Here is a 22889-nt window from a genome sequence, read left to right as displayed (position 1 = left end):
TGCGGCTTGGTGGGCCTGCGGGCGGCGTCTGCAGGGGTGCAGCACAGGGGCGCGATGCGTTTGCCATGGTGTCGCGAACGCGTTCGCGCCCGTTCCGTGCGCGCCTACGGGGTATTGGCCACGCCGTGCGGGACGTGGCCGGCGGCGACGTGGCGGCGGGCGGAATCGATGTTGTGCGGGGAATCGTCGAAGAAGATGTCGGCGCCGAAGGCTTCCAGGAACGGGCCCTTGTCGCGGCCGCCGAGGAACAGCGCCTCGTCCAGGCGCACGTCCCATTCGCGCAGGGTGCGGATCACCCGTTCATGCGCGGGCGCCGAGCGCGCGGTGACCAGCGCGGTGCGGATGGGCGCGGCTTCGCCGGGCGGGAACGCCGCTTGCAGGTCGTGCAGCGCGGCCAGGAAGCCGCGGAACGGGCCACCGGAAAGCGGTTCGCGTGCGCGTTCGCGCTCGTGGCGGCCGAACGCTTCCACGCCCTGCTCGCGCGAGACCCGTTCGCTTTCGTCGCCGAAGATCACCGCGTCGCCGTCGAAGGCGATGCGCAGCTGGCGCTGGCGCGGCTCGCTGGCCTTGGCCGGCAGGATGGTGGCCGCGGCCACGCCGGCTTCCAGCGCCAGCCGCACCGATTCTGGGTTGGCCGACAGGAACAGCTGCGCGCCGAACGGCTTGATGTAGGGCCACACCGGCGCGCCGGCGGTGAAGGTGGCGCGGCGGATGTCCAGCCCGTAGTGTTGGATGGAATTGAACACGCGCAGGCCGGTATCGGAGGAATTGCGCGAGAGCAGGATCACCTCCACCCGCGGCGCGTCGGCCGGCGCCCCCTCGTTCAGCGCCAGCAGCTTGCACACCAGCGGGAAGGCGATGCCGGGCGGCAGCACGTCGTCCTCGCGCTGGCGCTGGAATTCGGCGAACGCCAGGATGCCCTCGCGCTCGAACAGCGCGTGGCTGTCTTCCATGTGGAACAGCGCCCGCGCGGTGATGGCCACCACCAGCGGCGGCGGCAGGCGGTCCGGCGATGGCGGGTGCGGGTCAGCCATCGACATCGGCCTGGTCGATATCGCCATGGTCGACATCGCGTTGGAACAGGGCGCGTTCGGGCTTGTGCATGGCGAAGCCCTGCGCGTAGTCCACGTTCATCGGCGCCAGGATATCCAGCAGCTCCCGCGAGGACACCCACTCGGCCACCACGGTCAGTCCCTGCTGGTGGCCGATCTCGGTCACCGCCTTGACGATGGACTGCGACATGCGGTCGCTGGCCAGGTTCTGCACGAAGCTGCCGTCGATCTTCAGCATGTCCAGCTCGAGGTTCTTCAGGTAGCCGAACGAAGACATGCCGGCGCCGAAATCGTCCAGCGCCACCCGGCAGCCCAGCGCCCGCAGCCGCGCGATCAGCGCCCTGGAGGCGATGAAGTTGCGCACCGCCACCGTTTCGGTGACTTCGAACACCAGCCGCCGCGGTTCGATGCCGTGCAGCTCGATCAGGTGTTCGATGCGGGCGAACAGGCCGTCGTCCTCCAGGCTGCCGCCGGACAGGTTGATGGCGCAGGTGGCCAGGCGGCTACCGTGCGGATGGATGCGGTCGAGGTTGCCCAGCGCGGTTTCCACCACCCAGCGGTCGATCAGCGGCATCAGGCCATAGCGTTCCGCCGCCGGCAGGAACGCGCCGGGCGGCACCACCCCGCCATCCTCGCCGCGCAGGCGCAGCAGCAGTTCCACGTGCGCGCCCTCGGCGTGGCCGGGCTGCAGCGGGTGCAGTTCCTGGTAGTCCAGCAGCAGCCGGCCGTCGCGCAGCGCATCGCGGATGCGGTTGGCCCACTCCATCTCGCCCAGCCGGCTGCTGATCGCGGTGTCGTCTTCGGCATACACGTGGACGCGGTTGCGGCCCGCGTCCTTGGCCAGGTAGCAGGCGGCGTCGGCATGCGCGAACAGTTCGCGCAGCGTGGTTGCGTGCGCCAGCATCACCACGCCGATGCTGGCGCTGATGGTGTAGCTGCGCTGCTCCCAGCTGAAGATGAAGCCTTCGATGCTGGTGCGCAGGCGCTCCGCCGCCAACAAGGCCGACTCGACGGTGGCCGCGCCGCGCAGCAGCACGCCGAACTCGTCGCCACCCAGCCGGCCCAGCACGTCGTCGGGGCGCAGCTTCTCGCGCATCACCGCAGCCAGCTGCACCAGCAGCTCATCGCCCGCGCAGTGGCCGGAGGTGTCGTTGATGATCTTGAACTGGTCCAGGTCGATGAACAACAGCGCGCCATCGCCCCGCCGCGGCTGGTTCAACAGCGACTGCGCCCGCGCCTCGAATTCGCGGCGGTTGTAGAGCCGGGTCAGCGAATCGTGGCTGGCCTGGTAGCTGAGCCGTTCGGTCAGCTGCCGCTGCTCGGAGATGTCGTTGGCCACCAGCAGCCACATCTGCGCGCCGTCCAGCTCGATCGTGCTCAGCCACAGGCTGGCCCAAAAGCTGCCGCCGTCGGCGCCCGGCAGCTGCGCATCCACAGACAGCAGCGTGTCGGCGTCGGCGCTGGCCAGCCGCACCATGACGTCGTGGCCCAGCACGTTGGCCAGGCGGGCGGTCTGTGGATCCGGCGCCATGCGGTCGCGCGCCGCGGCGTTGCGATAGACGATGGTGCCGTCGTCCTCGCGCGCCAGCAGCACCAGGCAGGGCAGCAGTTCGTTGAGCTTGCGGAAGCGCTCCTCGCTGGCCTGGAAGCGCCGCGCCATCGAGGTGCCCAGCGCGATCGCCCGCTCGCGGGTGCTCACCACCGACCAGGTCAGCGCGGCCAGCAGCGCGCTGATGGCCGCGCCGATCCACAGCACCAGCAGCCAGCTGCGGCCTTCCGGACTCTCCACGCCGCGGGCCACGACCTTCCAGGTGCGCCCGCCGAACTGCAGCGGCACCGCATGTTCAGACTGCGAAGGCCCAACCGCATGGCCGGCGAACGCCTGCGAATACAGCGGCCGGGGGGTGCCGTCGCTGATGTCCTCGACCACCACGTCGGCGAGCTGCTGCGGGGCTTCCGGCAGCGCCGAGGCGATCAGGTCGGAAATCCGGAACGACGCGCCGACCGAGCCGATGATCGCGGCGCGACGCGCCTGCACGGTGCCCGGCCGGGTGCCGGAGGCGAACACCGGCAGGCGCAGGATGAAGCCGTCGCCCAGGCTCTGGCGCCCGCTCTGGCGCAGCGCGAACGGCGCCGACATCGCCAGCTCGTCGCTGTCGCGCGAACGCTCCAGCGCCTGCAGGTTGCTGGGCTGGCTGTTGACGTCGAGCCCGCGGATCGCAAGGTTGCCGGATTGCGGCGCGAACATGGTGGTCACGTAGTGGTCGCCGTCGGCCTGGCGCCGGCGCTCGGCGTAGGCCAGCGCCTGCAGGCTGACGCGCGCGGCGCCGTTGGACTGCATGTTCTCGTAGGCGCGGATGTATTCGATCTCGGTCACCTCCTGCGAGGCGATGAAGATCGACTGGAACGCGCGGATCAGATGCCCGCACTGGTCCAGCTGCAGGCGGATGGCCTCGGCCACGCCGCGGGTCTCCTGCACGAACGCGCGCCGCGCCTCGCTGCGGCTGCGGTGCCTCTCGGCGTTCGCCAGCCACAGGGTCAGGGCCATCCCCAGCGCAAAGGCGATCAGCGCCCAGAGCCATGCCGGCACTCGCCGCCCGGAAGGGGAAGCGGCGGCGGATACGGCCATGTCTCGACTCTCGAACGGCATCTTCACCCCAGGCAGTGGACGGACATCAGGCGGCGAACTGCTCGATCAGGATCCTTTCCTCCAGGTTGTGTTCGGGGTCGAACAGCAGGGTGACGCTGCGGTCGCTGGACTCGCGCACCAGCACTTCGGTGACATCGCGCACCTCGTGCGAATCCGCGGTGGCGCTGACCGGGCGCTTGTGCGGGTCGCGCACCCGGAACCGCACCTCGGTGCCCGACTTCAGCACCGCGCCGCGCCAGCGCCGCGGCCGGAACGGCGCGATCGGCGTCAACGCCATCACGTTGGCCCCCAGCGGCAGTATCGGCCCGTGCGCGGAAAAATTGTAGGCGGTGCTGCCGGCCGGCGTGGCCAGCATCACCCCGTCGCAGATCAGCTCGTCCAGGCGCAGTTCGCCGTTGAGCTCGATGCCGATGTGCGCGGCCTGGCGGGTCTGCCGCAGCAGCGAGACCTCGTTGTAGGCCAGGGAACCGACCGTGGCGCCGGACTCGGTCTGCGCCAGCATCTCCAGCGGATGCAGCACCGCCGGCTCGGCGGCGTTGATCCGCGCCAGCAGGTCGTCCTCGGCGCGGTACTGGTTCATCAGGAAGCCCACCGTGCCCAGCTTCATGCCGTACACCGGCTTGCCCAGCGCGCCGTGGCGATGCAGGGTCTGCAGCATGAAGCCGTCGCCGCCCAGCGCCACGATCACGTCGGCATGCTCCGGCGTGTGCACGCCGTGCCTTGCTTCCAGCATGGCGAGCGCGGCCCGCGCCTCGTCGGCGGGGCTGGCAAGCAGGGCAAGGCGCGGCGTGTTCATGCGGCGAGGATAGCAAGAGCCCACGTGACGCGGACGCCCCATCGGCAGGCCCGTCGGCACTGCCGCCCGCGGCACCGGAAAAAAGATGGGCGCCCCTTGCAGGGCGCCCATCCCAGGCACAACGGATGGAGAAGATCAGCCGCGCTGCGCCAGCTGCGCCACGCGCTGCACCGCCACCGACGCGGTGGGATAGTCCAGCGCCTTCTGTGCGGCCAGCTCGGTCAGCATGGCCAGGGTGAAGCGCAGCGACGAGTCGTCGCGGGTCAGCCATGCCTGCACCTTGGCATCCGCCTCCTTGCCCGACATCGCCAGCACCTGCGCCGTGAGCGCGCGTAGCTGGGCGAACAGCTCGTCGCGCAGCACCCCGCGGGCAACCGCGTGCCAGCGGCCCTCCACCTTCAGCGCCTCGATCTGCTCGCGCAGCCACGGCGCGTGCAGCGCATCGGCCAGGCGGAAGTAGACCTTGGCCACCTCGATCGGGCGCAGCTTGCGCTCGCGCGCCAGCTCGATGATGTCGGCGCTCGACTCCAGGTACGGCAGCGCGGCCAGCTGGTCGGCCAGCGCGGCCGGCAGGCCCTTCTCGCGCCACTGCTTGCGGCTGGCTTCGTACTGCGGGCGCTGCGACGGCGGCAGGATGCCCTCGCCGGCGCGGATATCGCGGAAGCCGTCGTGGTAGCGCTCCACCGCGGTGGCGATGGCCGGCACCGCGCCGGGGCGCGACAGCAGCCAGCGGGTGAAGCCGCGCTGCAGTTCCCAGATCACCTGCAGGGCATCGACCTGCACGCCCTCGCCCACCTTGCCGTCCAGCGCGTCGATCTGCGCCCACAGCTCGCGCGCGTCCAGCGTTTCGCGGGTGATGGTGAAGGCGCGGGCGATCTCTCCGATGCTGCGGCCGCTGTCTTCCTGCATGCGCATCAGGAAGGTGGCGCCCATCCGGTTGATGGTGGAGTTGGTGACCGCGGTGGCGATGATCTCGCGCTTCAGGCGGTGGTCCTCCATCGCCTTGGCGTACTTCTTCTGCAGCGGCTCGGGGAAGTAGCGCACCAGCTCCTTGGACAGGTACGGGTCTTCCGGCACGTCCGATTCCAGCAGCTGCGGGTAGGCCACCAGCTTGGCGTAGGACAGCAGGATCGACAGCTCCGGACGGGTCAGGCCCTGGCCGCGCAGCTTGCGCTCGGCGATCTGCGCATCGGTGGGCAGGAACTCGATCTGGCGGTCCAGCAGGCCCTGCGATTCCAGCGTGCTGATGAAGTGCATCTTCGAGCCCAGGCGGGTGGCGCTCATCCGCTCCATCAGGCTCAGCGCCTGGTTCTGGCGGTAGTTGTCATTCAGCACCAGCTGCGCGACCTCGTCGGTCATCGCCGCCAGCAGCTTGTTGCGCTCGGCCAGCTTCAGGCGCTTCTTCTGCACTTCGCCGGTGAGCAGGATCTTGATGTTCACCTCGTGGTCCGAGGTGTCCACGCCGGCGGAGTTGTCGATGAAGTCGGTGTTCAGCAGCACGCCCGCCTGCGCCGCCTCGATGCGGCCCAGCTGGGTCATGCCGAGGTTGCCGCCCTCGCCGACGATCTTGCAGCGCAGGTCGCCGCCGTTGACGCGCAGGCCGTTGTTGGCGCGGTCGCCGACGTCGGCATTGCTCTCGGTGGAGGCCTTGACGTAGGTGCCGATGCCGCCGTTCCACAGCAGGTCCACCGGCGCGCGCAGCGCCGCGTGCATCAGCTCGTTCGGGGTCATCGACTTGACGCCGGCGTCGATGCCCAGCGCCTCGCGCACCTGCGGGGTGATCTCGATCGACTTGGCCGAACGCGGGTGGATGCCGCCGCCCTTGCTGATCAGCTTGGCGTCGTAGTCCGCCCAGCTGGAGCGCGGCAGGTCGAACAGGCGCTGGCGCTCCTTGAACGAGCTGGCCGCATCCGGGTTCGGGTCCAGGAAGATGTGGCGGTGGTCGAACGCGCAGACCAGGCGGATGTGCTTGCTCAGCAGCATGCCGTTGCCGAACACGTCGCCCGACATGTCGCCGATGCCCACGCAGGTGAAGTCCTGCTTCTGGCAGTCGCGGCCGAGCGCGCGGAAGTGGTGCTTGACCGACTCCCAGGCGCCGCGCGCGGTGATGCCCATGCCCTTGTGGCTGTAGCCGGCGCTGCCGCCGGAAGCGAACGCGTCGTCCAGCCAGAAGCCGTGCGCCTGGGCGATGCCGTTGGCGATGTCGGAGAAGCTGGCGGTGCCCTTGTCGGCCGCCACCACCAGGTACGGGTCGTCGCCGTCGTGGCGCACCACGCCCGCCGGCGGCAGCACCTTGCCGTCCACGCTGAGGTTGTCGGTGATGTCCAGCAGGCCGTTGATGAAGCGCTTGTAGCAGGCGATGCCTTCGGCCATCCACGCGTCGCGGTCCACCGCCGGGTTCGGCAGCTGCTTGGCGTAGAAGCCGCCCTTGCTGCCCACCGGCACGATCACCGTGTTCTTCACCATCTGCGCCTTCACCAGGCCCAGCACTTCGGTGCGGAAGTCCTCGCGGCGATCCGACCAGCGCAGGCCGCCGCGCGCCACCGGGCCATAGCGCAGGTGGGTGCCCTCCACGCGCGGGCCGCACACCCAGATCTCGCGGAACGGACGCGGCTTGGGCAGGTCCGGCACCCGGGCGGTGTCGAACTTGAACGCCAGGTAGTCGGCCGGACCGCCGTCCTTGCGCAGGCCGTCCGCGTACTGGACGTAATAGTTGGTGCGCAGGGTTGCATCGATCACGCCGATGAAGCTGCGCAGGATGCGGTCCTCGTCGAGGCTGGCGACGCGGTCCAGCAGGCCCAGCAGGGTGCCGCGGGCGGCCTGGATCTGCGCCTCGCGGTTGCCTTCGCGCGCCTTGACCAGCGCCTTCAGCGCGTTCTGGGCAGCGGCATCGCCGGCGGCCAGCACCTTCAGCTGGCCGCCGAAGCGCTCCATCCCCTGCTGCACCTGGGCCGCGCTCTCCTTGCCGGTGGCCGGGTCGAAGCGAGCTTCGAACAGCTCCACCAGCAGCCGCGCCAGCAGCGGGTAGCGGGCAAGGGTGGCTTCCATGTAGCTCTGCGAGAACGGCACGCCGACCTGCAGCAGGTACTTGCAATAGGCGCGCAACATCGCGACCTGCTTCCACGACAGGCCCGCGGCCAGCACCAGCCGGTTGAAGCCGTCGTTCTCGGCGTCGCCGCGCCAGATCCGCGCGAAGGCTTCCTCGAAGCTCTCGTCCAGCGCGTCGACGTCAAGCTCGCCCTGCTGGGATTCAACCTCGAAGTCCTGGATCCAGACCAGGCGGCCTTCGACATCGACCTTGTAGGGATGCTCGGTGATGACGCGCAGGCCCATGTTCTCCATCATCGGCAGCGCGTCCGACAGCGGGATGTCGCGCAGCGGGCGGTACAGCTTGAAGCGCAGGCTGCCGCGCTGCGAACGGCACAGCTGCAGGCGCAGGTCGTCGTCGCCGCCCAGCGCGGCCAGATGCTCGACGTCGTCGGCCGCGGCCTCCGGGCTGACCTCCTCGATGTAGCCGGCCGGCAGCGCGCTGCCGAAGCGGGCGGCCAGCTTGAGCCCGGCCTCTTCGCCGTGGCGGGCCACCAGCCGTTCGCGCAGGTCGTCGCGCCAGTCGCGCACGATCTCTGCCAGCTTGGCCTCCAGCGCCGGCAGGTCCACTTCGGCGGTGGCGGCGTTGGCGCTGGGGCGCACGATGATGTGCAGCTGCGCCAGCGGCGAATCACCGATCTGCACGTTGGTGTCCACGCGCTCGCCGCCCAGCGCCTCGCGCAGCATCGCCTCGATGCGGTGGCGCACCTGCGTGCTCATGCGGTCGCGCGGCACGTAGGCCAGTGCGGAGTAGTAGCGGCCATAGCGGTCGCGGCGCAGGAACAGCTTGCTGCGCACGCGCTCCTGCAGGCCCAGGATGCCCATGCAGGTGCGGAACAGTTCTTCCTCGCCGGCCTGGAACAGCTCGTCGCGCGGCAGGGTTTCCAGGATGTGGCGCAGCGCCTTGCCGCTGTGGCTGCTGGGGTCCAGCCCGGACTTGTCCATCACGTAGTCGTGGCGCTCGCGCACCAGCGGGATGTCCCACGGGCGACGGGTGTAGGCGCTGGAGGTATACAGGCCGACGAAGCGCTGCTCGCTGACCGCGCGGCCCTTGGCGTCGAAGCCCAGCACGCCGATGTAGTCCATGTAGCCGGGGCGGTGCACGGTGGCGCGCGCATTGGTCTTGGTCAGGATCAGCGCATCGACCGCGCCGGACTGCGGCAGCGCGTGCGCGGCCAGCGACTTCAGCGGACGCGCGCCGCTCTCCTCGCCGCGCAGCAGGCCCAGGCCGCTGCCCGGCACCGCCGACAGCATGTCTTCCTTGCCCTGCTTGCCGACCTTGTATTCGCGGTAGCCGAAGAAGGTGAAGTGGTTGTCGGCGGCCCAGCGCAGGAACGCCTGCGCCTCCTGGCGGCCGGCATCGCCCACCGGCAGCTTGCGGGTGGCCAGCTCGTCGGCGACCTGGCGCATGCGGTCGCGCATCGGCTCCCAGTCGGCGACGATCGCGCGCACGTCGTCCAGCACCTGCACGATGCGCGCCTTCACGGCAGCCATCGCCGCCTGCGGCTGGCGGTCGATCTCCAGGTGCATCAGCGATTCGGCCGCGCCCTCGCCCACGCCGACCAGCTTGCCGGCCTTGTCGCGGTTCATGCGGAGCACCGGATGGCCCAGCACGTGCACGCCGATCCCGGCATCGGCCAGCGCCATGGTCACCGAGTCCACCAGGAACGGCATGTCGTCGTTGACGATCTGCACCAGGGTATGGGTGGAACCGGCCGGGTTGCTCAGCCGCACGTTGGCCTTGCCGCGCTTGCGGGTGCGCGCGAACTCCAGCATGTCGGCGGCCAGCTCGGCCCAGCCGGACGCATCGCGGCTGGCGAGCTCGTCGGCATCCATGCGCCGGTAGAAGGCGGCGGCGAACGCCTGCGCCTGCGCCAGGCCGGCCTTGCCCACGCGCTTGGCCAGCGCATCGAGGATGGGTTTGAGGTCGACGCTGGTGCCGGTTTCGACTGACTTTTTCATCTGCTTCACAGCCTCCAAAGGGAAACGGCCGCGCAGGGGGCGCGGCCGTCTTGGTGTCGTTGTCGTTTATCGCAGGCCGGTTTCGCCGCGGGCGATGACCAACCGCTGGATCTCGCTGGTGCCTTCGTAGATTTCGGTGATCTTGGCGTCGCGGAAGAAACGCTCGATCGGCATCTCCTTGGAATAACCCATGCCGCCGTGGATCTGCAGCGCCTGGTGGGTGATCCACATGGCCGCTTCCGACGCGGTCAGCTTGGCCACCGACGCTTCAGTCGTGAAGCGCTGGCCCTGGCCCTTCAGCCACGCCGCGCGCAGCGTCAGCAGCAGCGCCGCGTCCAGCTTGCACTTCATGTCGGCGATCTTGGCCTGGGTCATCTGGAATGTGCCGATCGGCTGGCCGAAGGCCTTGCGCTCCTTGACGTATTCCAGCGTCGCCTCATAGGCGGCGCGCGCCAGGCCGATGGCCTGGCTGGCGATGCCGATGCGGCCGGCGTCCAGCACGCCCATGGCGATCTTGAAGCCCTGCCCTTCCTCGCCCAGCACTTCGTCGGCCTGCACCACGTACTCGGTGAACTCGATCTCGCAGGTGGCGGAAGCGCGGATGCCCAGCTTGGGTTCGGTCTTGCCGCGGTGGAAGCCTTCGCGGGTGGTGTCGATCATGAACGCGGTGATGCCGCGCGCGCCCTTCTCCGGCGCGGTCATGGCGAACAGCACGATGTACTTCGCCACCGGGCCGGAGGTGATCCAGCTCTTCTTGCCGTTGACCACGTAGCTGCCGTCGTCCCGCTTCACGGCGCGGCAGCGCATCGCGGTGGCGTCGGAACCGGACTGCGGTTCGGTCAGCGCGAAAGCGCCGATCTCGCGGCCCTCGGCGATCTCGCGCACGTACTTCTGCTTCTGCGCCTCGCTGCCGAAGGTCAGGATGCCGTTGCAGAACAGCGAGTTGTTCACCGACATGATCGTGCTGTGGGCGGCGTCGGCCGCGGCGATCTCGACCATCGCCAGCACGTAGGCCACCGGATCCATGCCGGCGCCGCCGTACTCGGCCGGCACCTCGATGCCCATCAGGCCGTTCTCGCCCAGGGCGCGGATGTTCTCGAGCGGGAACTCGCCGGTGCGGTCGTGATGCTCGGCGCTGGGGGCGATCTTCTCGCGGGCGATGCGGCGCGCCACGTCCTGCAGCATCAGCTGTTCGTCGCTGAATCCGAAATCCACAACCGCCCCTTAGCGTCATTCGAAGATGCGGCATTGTATCCCCGCGGCGCGCAGAACCGTAGCGGGCGCGCGCGGCCCCGACGCTTCGCCGATGACCGCGCCCGAAATGCCCATGCGCGGGCGCGTAAACTGCGCTTTCCACGCTGCCGCGACGACGGATCGCCAGCCCGGCGCGCGCAGGCGGCGCCGGCCGCGCGCGCGGCTTGACCGCGCAGCGACATCGCGAGAGAATTATCTTTGAATCGCGATGGAAAGATATATATGGATCTGGAAGGCTGGTCCGCGCACCTGAAGGTGTTCGCCGACGCCACCCGCGTGCGCCTGCTGGCGCTGCTGGAAGGCGAGGAGCTCACCGTGGCCGAGCTGTCGGCGATCACCCAGCTGGCGCAGCCGCGGGTGTCCACCCACCTGGCCAAGCTCAAGGAGGCCGGGCTGGTGCGCGACCGCCGCGCCGGCGTGTCGGCCTACTACCGCTTCGACGATGCCGCCATCGAGCCGGCGCAGCGGATGCTGTGGCAGTCGATCCGCACCGGCAGCGACGACCCGCTGCTGCGCCAGGACGCCGAACGGGTGCCCGGCGTGCTGGCGATGCGCGCCGCCGACCAGAACTGGGCCGACAGCGTGGCCGGCGACATGGAGCGCCACTACTCGCCGGGCCGCACCTGGGAAGCACTCGCGCGCACCGCGCTGCCGCTGCTGTGGCCGGGCGACGTGCTGGACATCGCCTCCGGCGACGGCGTGCTGGCGGAGCTGCTGTCCCCGCACGCCGACCGCTACGTCTGCATCGACTCCAGCCAGCGCGTGGTGGCCGCCGCCAGCGAGCGCCTGCGCCGCTTCGAGAACGTGGAGGTGCGCGAGGGCGACATGCACGCGTTGCCGTTCGCCGATGCCAGCTTCGACCTGGTGGTGCTGATGCACGCGCTGACCTATGCCGCGCGCCCCGCGCAGGCGGTGGCGGAAGCGGCGCGCGTGCTGAAGCCCGGCGGCCGCCTGCTGCTGTCCAGCCTGGCCCGCCACGAACACCGCAGCGTCGTGGAAGCCTACGGCCACGTGAACCTGGGCTTCACCGGCAAGGAGCTGCGCAAGTTCGCCGAGAAGGCCGGGCTGAGCATCGCCAACTGCGAAACCGTGACGCGCGAACGCCGGCCGCCGCATTTCGAAGTGATCTCGCTGACCGGCGTGAAGCCGTGACCCAGCATCGCCGTCATTCCCGCGCCGCTTCTGGCAGTCGAATGGCTGCACCAGACGCAAGAGCGATTCCCGCTTTCGCGGGAATGACGGGCTAGGGCAAGAGCGATTCCCGCTTTCAGCAGTGACGGGCGGGGGCAAGAACAATTCCCGCTGTCATGGCAGTGACGGGCGGGGGCAAGTGCGATTCCCGCCTGCGCGGGAATGACGAACAGGAGCAGGACATGACGCAACTCCCGTGGAAAACCCCCGCCCGCGCCGAAGCGCTGCAGGCTGCGCTTGCGCGCCGCATCCTGGTCATCGACGGCGCGATGGGCACCATGATCCAGCGCCACGAGCTGCAGGAGGCCGACTATCGGGGCGAGCGCTTCGCCAGCGGCTATGACGCCCTGTTCGCGCCCGGTGGCCACGCCCACGGCCCCGGCTGCGGCTGCGAATCCCACGACCAGCGCGGCAACAACGACCTGCTGTCGCTGACCCGGCCCGACATCATCCGCGGCATCCATCGCCAGTACCTCGAGGCCGGCGCGGACCTGGTCGAGACCAATACCTTCAACTCCACCAGCATCTCGCTGGCCGACTACCGCCTGCAGCACCTGGTGCGCGAGCTCAACCGCGAAGGCGCGCGCCTGGCCCGCGCCGAGTGCGATGCCATCGAGGCCGCCGACCCGTCGCAGCCGCGCTTCGTGATCGGCGTGCTGGGCCCCACCAGCCGCACCGCTTCGCTGTCGCCGGACGTGAACCGGCCGGGTTTCCGCGCGATCAGCTTCGACGAGCTGGCCGAGGCCTACCGCGAGGCCGCGCGCGGCCTGATCGAAGGCGGCGCCGACGTGCTGATGGTGGAAACCGTGTTCGACACGCTCAATGCCAAGGCCGCGCTGTTCGCCATCGACGACGTGTTCGAGGAAACCGGCGCGCGGTTGCCGGTGATGATCTCCGGCACCATCACCGACGCTTCCGGCCGCACCCTGTCGGGCCAGACCGCCGAGGCGTTCTGGTATTCGCTGCGCCACGCCCGGCCGCTGGCGATCGGGCTGAACTGCGCGCTGGGCGCCAAGGACCTGCGCCAGCACGTGGACGTGCTGGCCACCGTGGCCGACACCCACGTCAGCTGCCACCCGAACGCCGGCCTGCCCAACGCCTTCGGCGGCTACGACGAAACGCCGGAAGACATGGCCGCGATCCTGCGCGAATTCGCGCAAAGCGGCCTGATCAACCTGGTGGGCGGTTGCTGCGGCACCACGCCGGACCACATCGCCGCGATCGCCGCGGCCGTGCGCGGGCTGCCGCCGCGCGAGGTGCCGGTGGTCGGTGCTCGGGAGCAGGCGGCATGAGCACGTCCCTGCCCCGCTTCACCCGCCTGTCCGGTCTGGAACCGCTGGTCATCACGCCGGAATCCAATTTCATCAACGTCGGCGAGCGCACCAACGTCACCGGCAGCGCGCAGTTCAAGAAGCTGATCCTCGAGGGGCGGCTGGACGAGGCGGTGGTGGTCGCCCGCCAGCAGGTGGAGAACGGCGCGCAGGTCATCGACGTCAACATGGACGAAGGCCTGCTCGACTCCGAGAAGGCGATGGTGGAATACCTCAACCTGATCGCCGCAGAGCCCGACATCGCCAAGGTGCCGGTGATGGTGGACAGCTCGAAGTGGTCGGTGATCGAGGCCGGGCTGAAGTGCCTGCAGGGCAAGGGCATCGTCAACTCGATCTCGATGAAGGAGGGCGAGGCCGAGTTCCTACGCCAGGCGCGGCTGGTGCGGCGCTACGGCGCGGCGGTGGTGGTGATGGCGTTCGACGAAGTGGGCCAGGCCGACACCGCGCAGCGCAAGGTGGAGATCAGCGCGCGCGCCTACAAACTGCTGACCGAGGAGATCGGGTTCCCGCCCGAGGACATCATCTTCGACCCCAACTGCTTCGCCATCGCCACCGGCATCGAGGAGCACAACAACTACGCGGTGGACTTCATCGAAGCCGCGCGCGAACTGCGCAAGCGCTTCCCGCACAGCCACATCTCCGGCGGCGTCTCCAACGTCAGCTTCAGCTTCCGCGGCAACGAGCCGGTGCGGCAGGCGATCCACGTGGTGTTCCTGTACCACGCGATCCGCGCCGGCATGGACATGGGCATCGTCAACGCCGGCGCGCTGCCGCTGTACGACCAGCTGGACCCGCTGCTGCGCGAGCGCGTCGAGGACGTGGTGCTGAACCGCCGCGACGATGCCACCGAGCGGCTGCTGGAGATCGCCGACAACTACAAGAAGCGCAAGGGCGAGAAGAAGGTCGAAGACCTGCGCTGGCGCGAACAGCCGGTGGCCGCGCGGCTGTCGCACGCGCTGGTGAACGGCATCGACCAGTACGTGGTGGAGGACACCGAGGAAGCGCGCCAGCAGGCCACGCGGCCGCTGGACGTGATCGAAGGGCCGCTGATGGACGGCATGAACGTGGTCGGCGACCTGTTCGGTGCCGGCAAGATGTTCCTGCCGCAGGTGGTGAAGTCGGCCCGGGTGATGAAGAAGGCGGTGGCGCACCTGCTGCCCTTCATCGAGGCCGAGAAGCTGCGCACCGGCGATGTCGGCAAGAGCAACGGCAAGATCGTGATTGCCACGGTCAAGGGCGACGTGCACGACATCGGCAAGAACATCGTCGGGGTGGTGCTGGCCTGCAACAACTTCGAGGTCATCGACCTCGGGGTGATGGTGCCGGCGCAGAAGATCCTGGATACCGCAATCGCCGAGAACGCCGACATGATCGGCGTGTCCGGCCTGATCACGCCGTCGCTGGAGGAGATGAGCCACGTGGCGAAGGAGATGCAGCGGCAGGGCTTCACCATGCCGCTGCTGATCGGCGGTGCCACCACCTCGCGCGCGCACACCGCGCTGAAGATCGACCCGCACTACAAGTCGCCCACCATCTGGGTGAAGGACGCCTCGCGCGCGGTCGGCGTGGCGCAGTCGCTGATGAGCCCGGAGCTGCGCGGCGACTTCGTGCAGGCCGCCGCCAACGACTACGCCGACGTCCGCCAGCGCCACCGCAACCGCGGCGACGGCAAGCGGCTGGTGCCGCTGGAGAAGGCGCGCGCGCAGTCGTTCAAGTTCGACTGGAGTTCCTACACGCCGCCCGCGCCGAAGCAGCCGGGGCTGCACGTGTTCGACGACTATCCACTGACCGAGCTGGTGGGCTGCATCGACTGGTCGCCGTTCTTCAACGCCTGGGAGCTGGCCGGCAAGTACCCGGCGATCCTCACCGACGAAGTGGTGGGCGCGCAGGCCAGCGAGCTGTACCGCGATGCGCGCGCGATGCTGCGGAAGATCGTCGACGGGAAATGGCTGACCGCCAAGGCCGTCTGCGGCTTCTGGCCGGCCAACAGCGTCGGCGACGACGTGGCGCTGCAGGTGGACGGCGAGGAGCGCTGGTTCCGCTTCCTGCGCCAGCAGGCCGACAAGCCGGTGGAGCGCCCCAACCTGTGCCTGGCCGATTACATCGCGCCGAAGGACAGCGGCAGGCAGGACTGGATCGGCGCGTTCGCGGTCACCGCGGGGCTGGGCATCGAGCCGCACCTGGAGCGCTTCCGCGCCGACCACGACGACTACAGCGCGATCCTGCTCAAGGCGCTGGCCGACCGCCTGGCCGAAGCCTTCGCCGAACGGCTGCACCAGCGCGTGCGCAAGGAGTTCTGGGGCTATGCGCAGGACGAGGCGTTGGACAACGATGCCCTGATTGCCGAGGCGTATCGCGGCATCCGCCCCGCCCCCGGCTACCCGGCCTGCCCGGAGCACAGCGAAAAGCGGGTGCTGTTCGACCTGCTGGGCGCCACCGCCAATGCCGGCGTGGAGCTGACCGACCATTTCGCGATGTACCCGGCGGCCAGCGTCTCAGGGCTGTATTTCAGCCATCCCGACAGCAAGTATTTCGTGGTCGGGCGGGTCACGAAGGAACAGGTCGTCGACTACGCCCGGCGCAAGGGCGTGGAGCTGGCGCAGGCCGAACGCTGGCTGTCGTTCAACCTGGACTACGACCCGGATTGAGCGGCAATCGGGGGCGGAGTCGAGTCACCAGACCAGGTCGTCTGGCACCTGGTATTGCGGATCGGAGTACGGGTCGTCCTCTGCGGGCGCATCCGGATCGACCTTCAGCGCAACGGCCGGGGCAAAGATCGCCTCGGCTTCAGCCAGCGTCGCGGCATCCACCAGCAGGTAGCGACCGTTCACCTGCACCACGCCCAGCTCGCCGGCGTTGAGCGCCTTCAGCTGCTCGGCGGTGACGTGCACGCGCTTGATCTTGCCGCCGTACTCGAAGTGGCGGACGTGCTCGGCCTCGGCGGCGTTCAGCGCCTTGTCCTTGACGAAGGCCTCCAGCCTCGCCTTGGCCTCGCGACGCAGGCGCGCTTCTTCCTGCTTGAGCCGTTCGGCCTCGATGCGTTCGTCCTTTTCCTTCTGCGCGCGGATCGCGTAGGCCTTGGCCAGGTCGATGTCCTCGCGCCGCGCTCCCTTCGGATGCGGCGGCTTGTGCGGGCGCTGCGGTGGCTTGCCGGCATGCGCGGGTTTGCCGGCATGGGCCGGCCGGCCGGCGTGCGTGGGCTTGCCGCCCTGCCCGGCCTGCGGCCTGCGGTGCTCCTGCTTCGGGCGCGGGGCGGGCTTGGGGGCGTCCTGGAAGCCCAGGCCCAGCAGCTGGTCGCGAAGGGAATTGCTCATGTCGGTCGCGGCGCTCAGTAATGCGGTGGGGGTGGTTCGCTGGCGGCATCGCCGGTGACCGGGCTGGCGGCCATCGCGCTGCGCAATTGTCGCAATTCTTCCAGCGCGCGATGCAGGCGCAGCGCGTTGCCGGCCTCCTCGCTGCGGGCGGCGGCCAGCGCGTCGCTGAGTTCCAGCAGCGCCTGTTCCTGGAAGGCCAGCCGGGTTTCCAGGTCGACCAGGCGTTGTTCGAGATCGGTCATGCCTCTTCCTTGCGCAGCGAGCGTCCGCGGCCGATGCCGTAGTAGGCGATGCCGGCGGCTTCCACTTCGGCGGGTTCGTACAGGTTGCGGCCGTCGAACAGCACCGCGTCGGCCAGCGCCTCTTTCAGCCTGGCGAAATCGGGGCTGCGGAACTGCTTCCATTCGGTGACCACCGCCAGCGCGTCGGCGCCTTCCAGCGCGGCGGCGGCGGAGTCGCACAGCACCAGGTCGTCGCGCTCGCCGAAGATCCGCCGGGTCTCGGCCATCGCCTCGGGATCGAACGCGCGCACCGTCGCGCCGGCATCCCACAGCTGCTGCAGCAGGCGGCGGCTGGAGGCTTCGCGCATGTCGTCGGTGTTCGGCTTGAACGCCAGCCCCCACACCGCGATGGTCCTGCCGCGCAGGCCTTCGTCTTCGCCCACGTCGTAATGGCGCTGCATCAGCTCGAACAGGTGGCCCTTCTGCGCAGCGTTGACCGCCTCCACCGCCTCCAGCAACCGTGGCTGCACGCCATGCTGCGCGGCCGTGCGCGCCAGCGCCTGCACGTCCTTGGGAAAGCACGAGCCGCCGTAACCGGCGCCCGGATAGATGAAATGCCAGCCGATGCGCGGATCGGAGCCGATGCCCTTGCGCACCATCTCCACGTCCGCGCCCACCTGCTCGGCGATGTTGGCGATCTCGTTCATGAAGCTGATCTTGGTCGCCAGCATGGCGTTGGCCGCGTACTTGGTCAGCTCGGCGGAGCGCACGTCCATCGCCACGATGCGCTCGTGGTTGCGGTTGAACGGGGCGTACAGGCGCCGCAGCGTGTCCAGCGCGGCCGCGCTGGAGGTGCCGATGACGATGCGGTCCGGGCGCATGCAGTCCTCGACCGCCGCGCCCTCCTTCAGGAACTCGGGGTTGGACACCACGTCGAAGCCGATGTCGGCGCCGCGCACGGCCAGCTCGGCGTCGATGGTGGCGCGCACCTTGTCGGCGGTGCCGACCGGCACGGTGGACTTGTCCACCACCACCACCGGCCGCGCGATGTGGCGGCCGATGGTGCGCGCCACTTCACGCACGTACTGCAGGTCGGCGCTGCCGTCCTCGTCCGGCGGCGTGCCGACCGCGATGAACAGCACGTCACCATGGGCGATGCCGGCCCCGGCGTCGGTGGTGAAGCGCAGCCGCCCGGCGGCGTGGTTGGCCTTCACCATCGGGGTCAGGCCCGGCTCGTAGATCGGCACGACGCCGTTATTCAGGCCTTCCACCTTGGCCGCGTCGACATCGACGCAGACCACGTCGTGGCCGACCTCGGCCAGGCAGGTGCCGGTCACCAGGCCGACGTAGCCGGTGCCGAAAATGCAGACGCGCATGCGCGGTATCCGTGGGCAAAAGAAAGGGGACGCATCGCAAGGATACGTCCCCCGGTGTTCGGCTTCGGTTAGTTGCCGGACGGCGCCTTGACGATCTCCAGCAGCTCGACCTCGAACTCCAGCATCTGGTTCGGGCCGATCATCGGCGGCGCCTGCTCGCCGTAAGCCAGCTTGGACGGGATCCAGAACTTGTACTTGGCGCCCACCGGCATCAGCTGCAGGCCTTCGGCCCAGCCCGGGATCACGCCCTGCAGCGGCAGCACCGCCGGCTCGCCGCGCTTGTAGGAGCTGTCGAACTCGGTGCCGTCCAGCAGAGTGCCCTTGTAGTTCACCTTCACGCCGTCGCTGGCGCCGGGCTTGGCGCCCTTGCCTTCGGTGACGACCTGGTACTGCAGGCCCGACGCGGTGGTGACCACGCCCTGCTTCTTGCCGTTCTCGGCCAGGAACTTCTCGCCCTTCTCGAGGTTGGCCTTGCCCTCCTCCATCATCTTGGCGATCTGCTTGGCCTGCATCTTCTGGCCGAACGCCTGCATGATCTGCTGCGCCTGCTCGTCGGTGACCAGCGCCTTGCCGCCGTCCATCTGGGTGCGCAGCGCCTTGACCACGGTATCGACGTTGACCTCGTCCTTGATCTCGGAAAGCTGCTTGCCCATCGCCATGCCGATGGTGTAGCTGACCTGCTCCTTCTCGGTCGGCAGGCCCGGGTAGCCGGTCTTGTCGGTCGCGGCCTTGTCGGCTTCGGCCTTGCTGGAGGAAACCTCGACGGGCTTGTTCTCGCCCTTGCAGGCGGACAGCGCCAGCAGCGTGGCGACGGCAATGGCGGTGGAACGGACGAGCGGCTTCATCTGCAGGGAACTCCGGGATGCGAAAAGGGGATGGCGACGGGCGCCGGTGGGAACACGATCAGCTTGGACTCATTCGACGCCCAGCAGTTCCACGTCGAACACCAGGGTGGAATTGGGCGGGATGGTACCGGCACCGCGGTCACCGTAACCCAGTGCGGCCGGGACCCAGAGGCGATACTTGGCGCCCACCGGCATCATGCCGACGCCTTCGGTCCAGCCCTTGATGACCTGGTCGAGGCCGAACACGGCCGGCTCGCCGCGGTCGATGGAGCTGTCGAACTTGGTGCCGTCCAGCAGCGTGCCGGTGTAATGGACGCGGACGCGCTGGCCGGGCTTGGGGCGCACGCCGTCGCCCTGCTTGAGCACCCTGTACTGCAGCCCGGTAGGCGTGGTGAAGACGCCCTTGACCTGCTTGTTCTTGGCCAGGAATTCCTGCTCCTGCTTCAGCGCGGCCTCGCCCTGCGCCTTGCGCTCGGCCTCGCGGGCGGCGCCCAGTCGCGCGGAGAGCGCGCTGCGGACCTGGCCGATCTGCGCCTCGTCCAGGGCCGGCTTGGCGGCCGGGTCGGCGCCATCCTTCAGGCCCCGCATGAACATCGGCATGTCGAACTCGCCGCGGAAAACGGCCAGGCCCTGGCCGATGTTGGTGCCGGCCAGCGTCCCCGCCTTGGCGCGATCCAGCGACACCAGCGGCTTGCCGGCCTTGCGCGCGCCGATGTTGAGCATCAGCGCCTCCGACAGGCGCTTGGCCTCTTCGGCGTCCAGCGTGGGCTGGCCGCCGGCCAAGACCAGCTCGATGGCCTGCCGGAAGGTGGCCAGGTCCAGGTCAGGCAGGCCCGGCCCGATGGCGCGCGCAACGTCCTGGCCCAGCATGTAGCCAACCTTGTCGCGCTCGCTCAGCGGGGCGCCGTCCTGGGCCAACGCCGGTGCGGCCGCCAGCATGGCGACCAGCAGCGCGCCCAGCGCGCGCAGGGAAAACTTCATCGTGACCCTCTCCTGTTGACCTGCTGCGAGAAGCCGCGTGCAGGCGCATGACCACCCTATTGTCGTTTGCACCGCGGTAACCGGCAATCCTGCGGCCGGATCGGGGAAGTGCGCGATTCAGGGACCTGTGCGAGGCATTCGGCCGCCGCCGTGGCGACCATGACTTCAGTTGGGTCAACCGGCGCTTGACGCGGGATTTTGTAGTGTTATAGTTGCCTACAACACCGAACCCCCAGAGCAGGACGTTCACCATGAACCGCAAGCTCCACAACTCCCTCAACGCGGCAATGGCCTGCAGTGCGCTGCTGACCCTGGCCGTGCTGTCAGGCGCCCCGATCGAACAGCCGGCTTCCGCCGCGACGACCAACGTCGCTGCCGTCTCCGCGCCGGTCGGCGCAACCGCCGGCGCAGCGCCGGCCGCGGCGATGGGCGCAAGCAGCGAGCGCCGGGTCACCCGCCGCTCCTACCACTCGGTACGGATGCCGTTCTTCTCCTTCTTCCTGCCGCAGGGCTGAATCATGGTTGCCGTCGAATGGAGCGATAGCGCTCCGATCTACCGCCAGCTGAAGGACCGCGTCGTCGCGATGATGCTCGACGGGGTGCTCAAGCCGGGCGATGCGCTGCCCTCGGTCCGCCAGGTGGCGGCCGAGTACCAGCTGAATCCGATCACCGTCTCGCGCGCCTACCAGGAGCTCGCGGACGAACAACTCGTCGAGAAACGAAGGGGACTGGGCATGTACGTCACCGAGGGCGCCAATGCGCGCCTGCTGCAGAGCGAACGCGAGCGTTTCCTCCGCGAGGAATGGCCGCTGGTCATGGAGCGCATCCAGCGCCTCGGCCTGAGCATCCAGGAGCTGCTGGAACCGCAGCAGAAGTGGGCACCCAAGTGAGTACCGCCATGACCACTCCCGTCATTGAAGCCCGCGGCCTGCGCAAGGCCTACAAGAACAAGCTGGCGCTGGACAACACCGCGTTCGACATCCCCGCCGGCCGCATCGTCGGCCTGATCGGCCCCAACGGCGCCGGCAAGACCACCGCGCTCAAGGCCATCCTGGGCCTGATCCCGTTCGAGGGCGACCTCAAGGTGCTGGGCAAGGATCCGCGCACCGAGCGCGACGAACTGATGAACGACGTCTGCTTCATCGCCGACGTGGCGGTGCTGCCGCGCTGGATCACGGTGGCGCAGGCCATCGAGTTCGTGGCCGGGGTGCACCCGCGCTTCGACGCCGCCAAGTGCCGCCGCTTCCTGGAAGGCACCCAGCTGAAGCCGGGCCTGAAGGTGCGCGAGATGTCCAAGGGCATGATCGTGCAGCTGCACCTGGCGCTGGTGATGGCCATCGACGCCCGCCTGCTGGTGCTGGACGAACCCACCCTGGGCCTGGACATCCTCTACCGCAAGCAGTTCTACCAGCGCCTGCTGGAGGACTACTTCGACGAGGACAAGACCATCCTGGTCACCACCCACCAGGTCGAGGAGATCGAGCACATCCTCACCGACGTGATGTTCATCCGCGACGGCAAGATCGCGCTGAACACGCCGATGGAATCCCTGGGCGAACGCTACATCGAGGTGCTGGTGGACGCCGGCAAGCAGGACGCCGCGCGCGCCTTGAAGCCCATCGACGAGCGCGCCTTGCCGTTCGGCAAGACCGTGATGCTGTTCGACGGCGCCGACCGCGCCCGACTCGGCGAACTGGGCGAGACCCGCACCCCCGGCCTGGCCGACCTGTTCGTCGCCACCATGAAAGGAACCTACGCATGAACGCCGCCATCGACGCCGCGGGCATGGATGTCGCCAAGTCCAGCGTGCCCCGCACCCCGCCGCACCCCACCCACAAGCTGAAGCTGCTGCTGCGCCGCGAATTCTGGGAGCACAAGGGCGGGTTCTTCTGGGCCCCGATCTGGGCCGGCGGCATCTCGCTGCTGCTGACCCTGATGGCGCTGATCTTCGGCGAAGTGGCGATGCGCCGCGAGGCCGTTTCCGGGCTGAAGGTCAACGGCCAGGTGATGATCAACGGCCTGGACCTGCGCCTGATCACCGAGAAGATGTCGCCGGAGGACGTGCAGAAGCTCGCCGACGGCATCAGCCTGAGCACCGCCTCGGCGATGTTCTGGCCGCTGCTGGTGCTGGGCTTCGTGGTGTTCTTCTACTGCCTGGGCAGCCTGTACGACGAGCGCAAGGACCGCAGCGTGCTGTTCTGGAAATCGCTGCCGGTGTCCGACCGCGACACCGTGCTGTCGAAGGCGCTGAGCGCGCTGGTGGTGGCGCCGACGCTGGCGATCGCGGTGGGCATCGCCTGCATGGTCGCCTTCCTGCTGGTGCTGAGCGTGTTCGTGCTGCTGCACCACGGCAATCCGTTCGTGCTGCTGTGGAGCCCCGACAACCTGCTGGCCAACGCCGGCGTGGCGATCGCGGCGATCCCGGTGTACGCGCTGTGGGCCCTGCCCAGCGCCGGCTGGCTGCTGCTGTGCTCGGCCTGGTCCAGGAGCAAGCCGTTCCTGTGGGCGATCATGATCCCGGCATTCGCCGGCGTGTTCATCAGCTGGTTCGACCTGATGAACCTGTTCAACCTGGACAGCAGCTGGTTCTGGAAGAACGTGGTGGCGCACCTGCTGGGCGGCGTGTTCCCCGGCACCTGGTTCACCGTGATGGACCTGGACGGGATGCAGGCGAAGGAGCTGGGCAACCACCTGGTGCTGCTGAAGGCGTTGTATTCGGCACTGGCCACGCCGCAGCTGTGGATCGGCGCCGGCGCGGGCATCGCCATGATCGCCGCCGCCATCCGCCTGCGCCGCTGGCGCGACGACAACTGATTCCCCTGGCCGCAA

General features: G+C 69.0%; 17 protein-coding genes. 7 read left to right on the top strand and 10 right to left on the bottom strand.

The features are described 5' to 3' along the window. Positions 1–104: 104 nt before the first annotated feature. From SPK54_RS00160 to SPK54_RS00140, 5 genes are all read right to left on the bottom strand, one after another. Positions 105–1034, bottom strand: coding sequence for a 5'-nucleotidase (locus tag SPK54_RS00160; RefSeq protein WP_330945928.1), 930 nt, complete (start codon positions 1032–1034; stop codon positions 105–107). Further along, positions 1027–3681, bottom strand: a complete 2655-nt coding sequence (locus tag SPK54_RS00155) for an EAL domain-containing protein (RefSeq protein ID WP_330945927.1) — start codon at positions 3679–3681, stop codon at positions 1027–1029. The genes SPK54_RS00160 and SPK54_RS00155 overlap by 8 nt, the downstream gene beginning before the upstream one ends. A 46-nt stretch (positions 3682–3727) precedes the next feature. Then, positions 3728–4498 carry an NAD kinase gene (locus SPK54_RS00150; protein WP_330945926.1) on the bottom strand — a complete coding sequence of 257 codons (771 nt, stop codon included), beginning with the start codon at positions 4496–4498 and terminating at the stop codon, positions 3728–3730. Positions 4499–4633: 135 nt separating this feature from the next. Beyond that, positions 4634–9547 carry an NAD-glutamate dehydrogenase domain-containing protein gene (locus SPK54_RS00145; protein ID WP_330945925.1) on the bottom strand — a complete coding sequence of 1638 codons (4914 nt, stop codon included), beginning with the start codon at positions 9545–9547 and terminating at the stop codon, positions 4634–4636. Between the two features lie 66 nt (positions 9548–9613). Continuing rightward, positions 9614–10762: an acyl-CoA dehydrogenase family protein gene (locus SPK54_RS00140; RefSeq protein WP_330945924.1), complete on the bottom strand. Its 1149-nt coding sequence runs from the start codon at positions 10760–10762 to the stop codon at positions 9614–9616. Between the two features lie 261 nt (positions 10763–11023). Between SPK54_RS00140 and SPK54_RS00135 the strand changes: the two genes are divergently transcribed. From SPK54_RS00135 to metH, 3 genes are all read left to right on the top strand, one after another. Next, on the top strand, positions 11024–11953 hold the full coding sequence (locus SPK54_RS00135; RefSeq protein ID WP_330945923.1) for a metalloregulator ArsR/SmtB family transcription factor: 930 nt from the start codon (positions 11024–11026) through the stop codon (positions 11951–11953). Positions 11954–12174: 221 nt separating this feature from the next. Further along, the gene (locus tag SPK54_RS00130) at positions 12175–13284 is read left to right on the top strand and encodes a homocysteine S-methyltransferase family protein (protein ID WP_330945922.1); all 1110 of its coding nucleotides are present in this window, start codon (positions 12175–12177) and stop codon (positions 13282–13284) included. Beyond that, on the top strand, positions 13281–15971 hold the full coding sequence (metH, locus tag SPK54_RS00125) for a methionine synthase (RefSeq protein ID WP_330945921.1): 2691 nt from the start codon (positions 13281–13283) through the stop codon (positions 15969–15971). The genes SPK54_RS00130 and metH overlap by 4 nt, the downstream gene beginning before the upstream one ends. A gap of 24 nt (positions 15972–15995) precedes the next feature. On the opposite strand, the gene SPK54_RS00120 is transcribed toward metH, so the two are convergent. The 5 genes from SPK54_RS00120 to SPK54_RS00100 form a co-directional block, all read right to left on the bottom strand. Further along, complete coding sequence (locus SPK54_RS00120; protein ID WP_330945920.1) at positions 15996–16637, bottom strand: DUF2058 family protein; 642 nt, start codon at positions 16635–16637, stop codon at positions 15996–15998. 14 nt (positions 16638–16651) lie between these two features. Beyond that, a complete protein-coding gene (locus SPK54_RS00115; RefSeq protein ID WP_190280881.1) occupies positions 16652–16879 on the bottom strand; it encodes a SlyX family protein in 228 nt (75 codons plus the stop codon). Next, positions 16876–18234 (bottom strand): UDP-glucose/GDP-mannose dehydrogenase family protein, encoded by a 1359-nt coding sequence (locus tag SPK54_RS00110; RefSeq protein ID WP_330945919.1) that lies wholly within the window; start codon positions 18232–18234, stop codon positions 16876–16878. The genes SPK54_RS00115 and SPK54_RS00110 overlap by 4 nt, the downstream gene beginning before the upstream one ends. Before the next feature lie 68 nt (positions 18235–18302). After that, positions 18303–19079, bottom strand: a complete 777-nt coding sequence (locus tag SPK54_RS00105; protein WP_330945918.1) for an FKBP-type peptidyl-prolyl cis-trans isomerase — start codon at positions 19077–19079, stop codon at positions 18303–18305. A 69-nt stretch (positions 19080–19148) separates the two neighbouring features. Next, positions 19149–20060: an FKBP-type peptidyl-prolyl cis-trans isomerase gene (locus SPK54_RS00100; protein WP_330945917.1), complete on the bottom strand. Its 912-nt coding sequence runs from the start codon at positions 20058–20060 to the stop codon at positions 19149–19151. Between the two features lie 251 nt (positions 20061–20311). Between SPK54_RS00100 and SPK54_RS00095 the strand changes: the two genes are divergently transcribed. Genes SPK54_RS00095 through SPK54_RS00080 form a run of 4 tightly spaced genes read left to right on the top strand, consistent with a single transcriptional unit; the run spans position 20312 to position 22874 of the window. After that, positions 20312–20575 (top strand): hypothetical protein, encoded by a 264-nt coding sequence (locus SPK54_RS00095; protein WP_330945916.1) that lies wholly within the window; start codon positions 20312–20314, stop codon positions 20573–20575. A 3-nt stretch (positions 20576–20578) separates the two neighbouring features. Further along, positions 20579–20950 (top strand): GntR family transcriptional regulator, encoded by a 372-nt coding sequence (locus SPK54_RS00090; protein WP_330945915.1) that lies wholly within the window; start codon positions 20579–20581, stop codon positions 20948–20950. Between the two features lie 8 nt (positions 20951–20958). Further along, entirely contained in the window at positions 20959–21822 is an 864-nt protein-coding gene (locus SPK54_RS00085; RefSeq protein ID WP_330945914.1) for an ABC transporter ATP-binding protein, read from the top strand. Then, positions 21819–22874, top strand: coding sequence for a hypothetical protein (locus SPK54_RS00080; protein ID WP_330945913.1), 1056 nt, complete (start codon positions 21819–21821; stop codon positions 22872–22874). Before SPK54_RS00085 ends, SPK54_RS00080 begins: the two co-directional genes overlap by 4 nt. Positions 22875–22889 lie beyond the last annotated feature (15 nt).

The organism is Thermomonas sp. LB-4, assembly GCF_036409385.1.
Lineage (GTDB): Bacteria > Pseudomonadota > Gammaproteobacteria > Xanthomonadales > Xanthomonadaceae > Thermomonas.
Note: the sequence above shows the minus strand (reverse complement) of the source record. Positions and strands in the feature narration are given on the sequence as shown.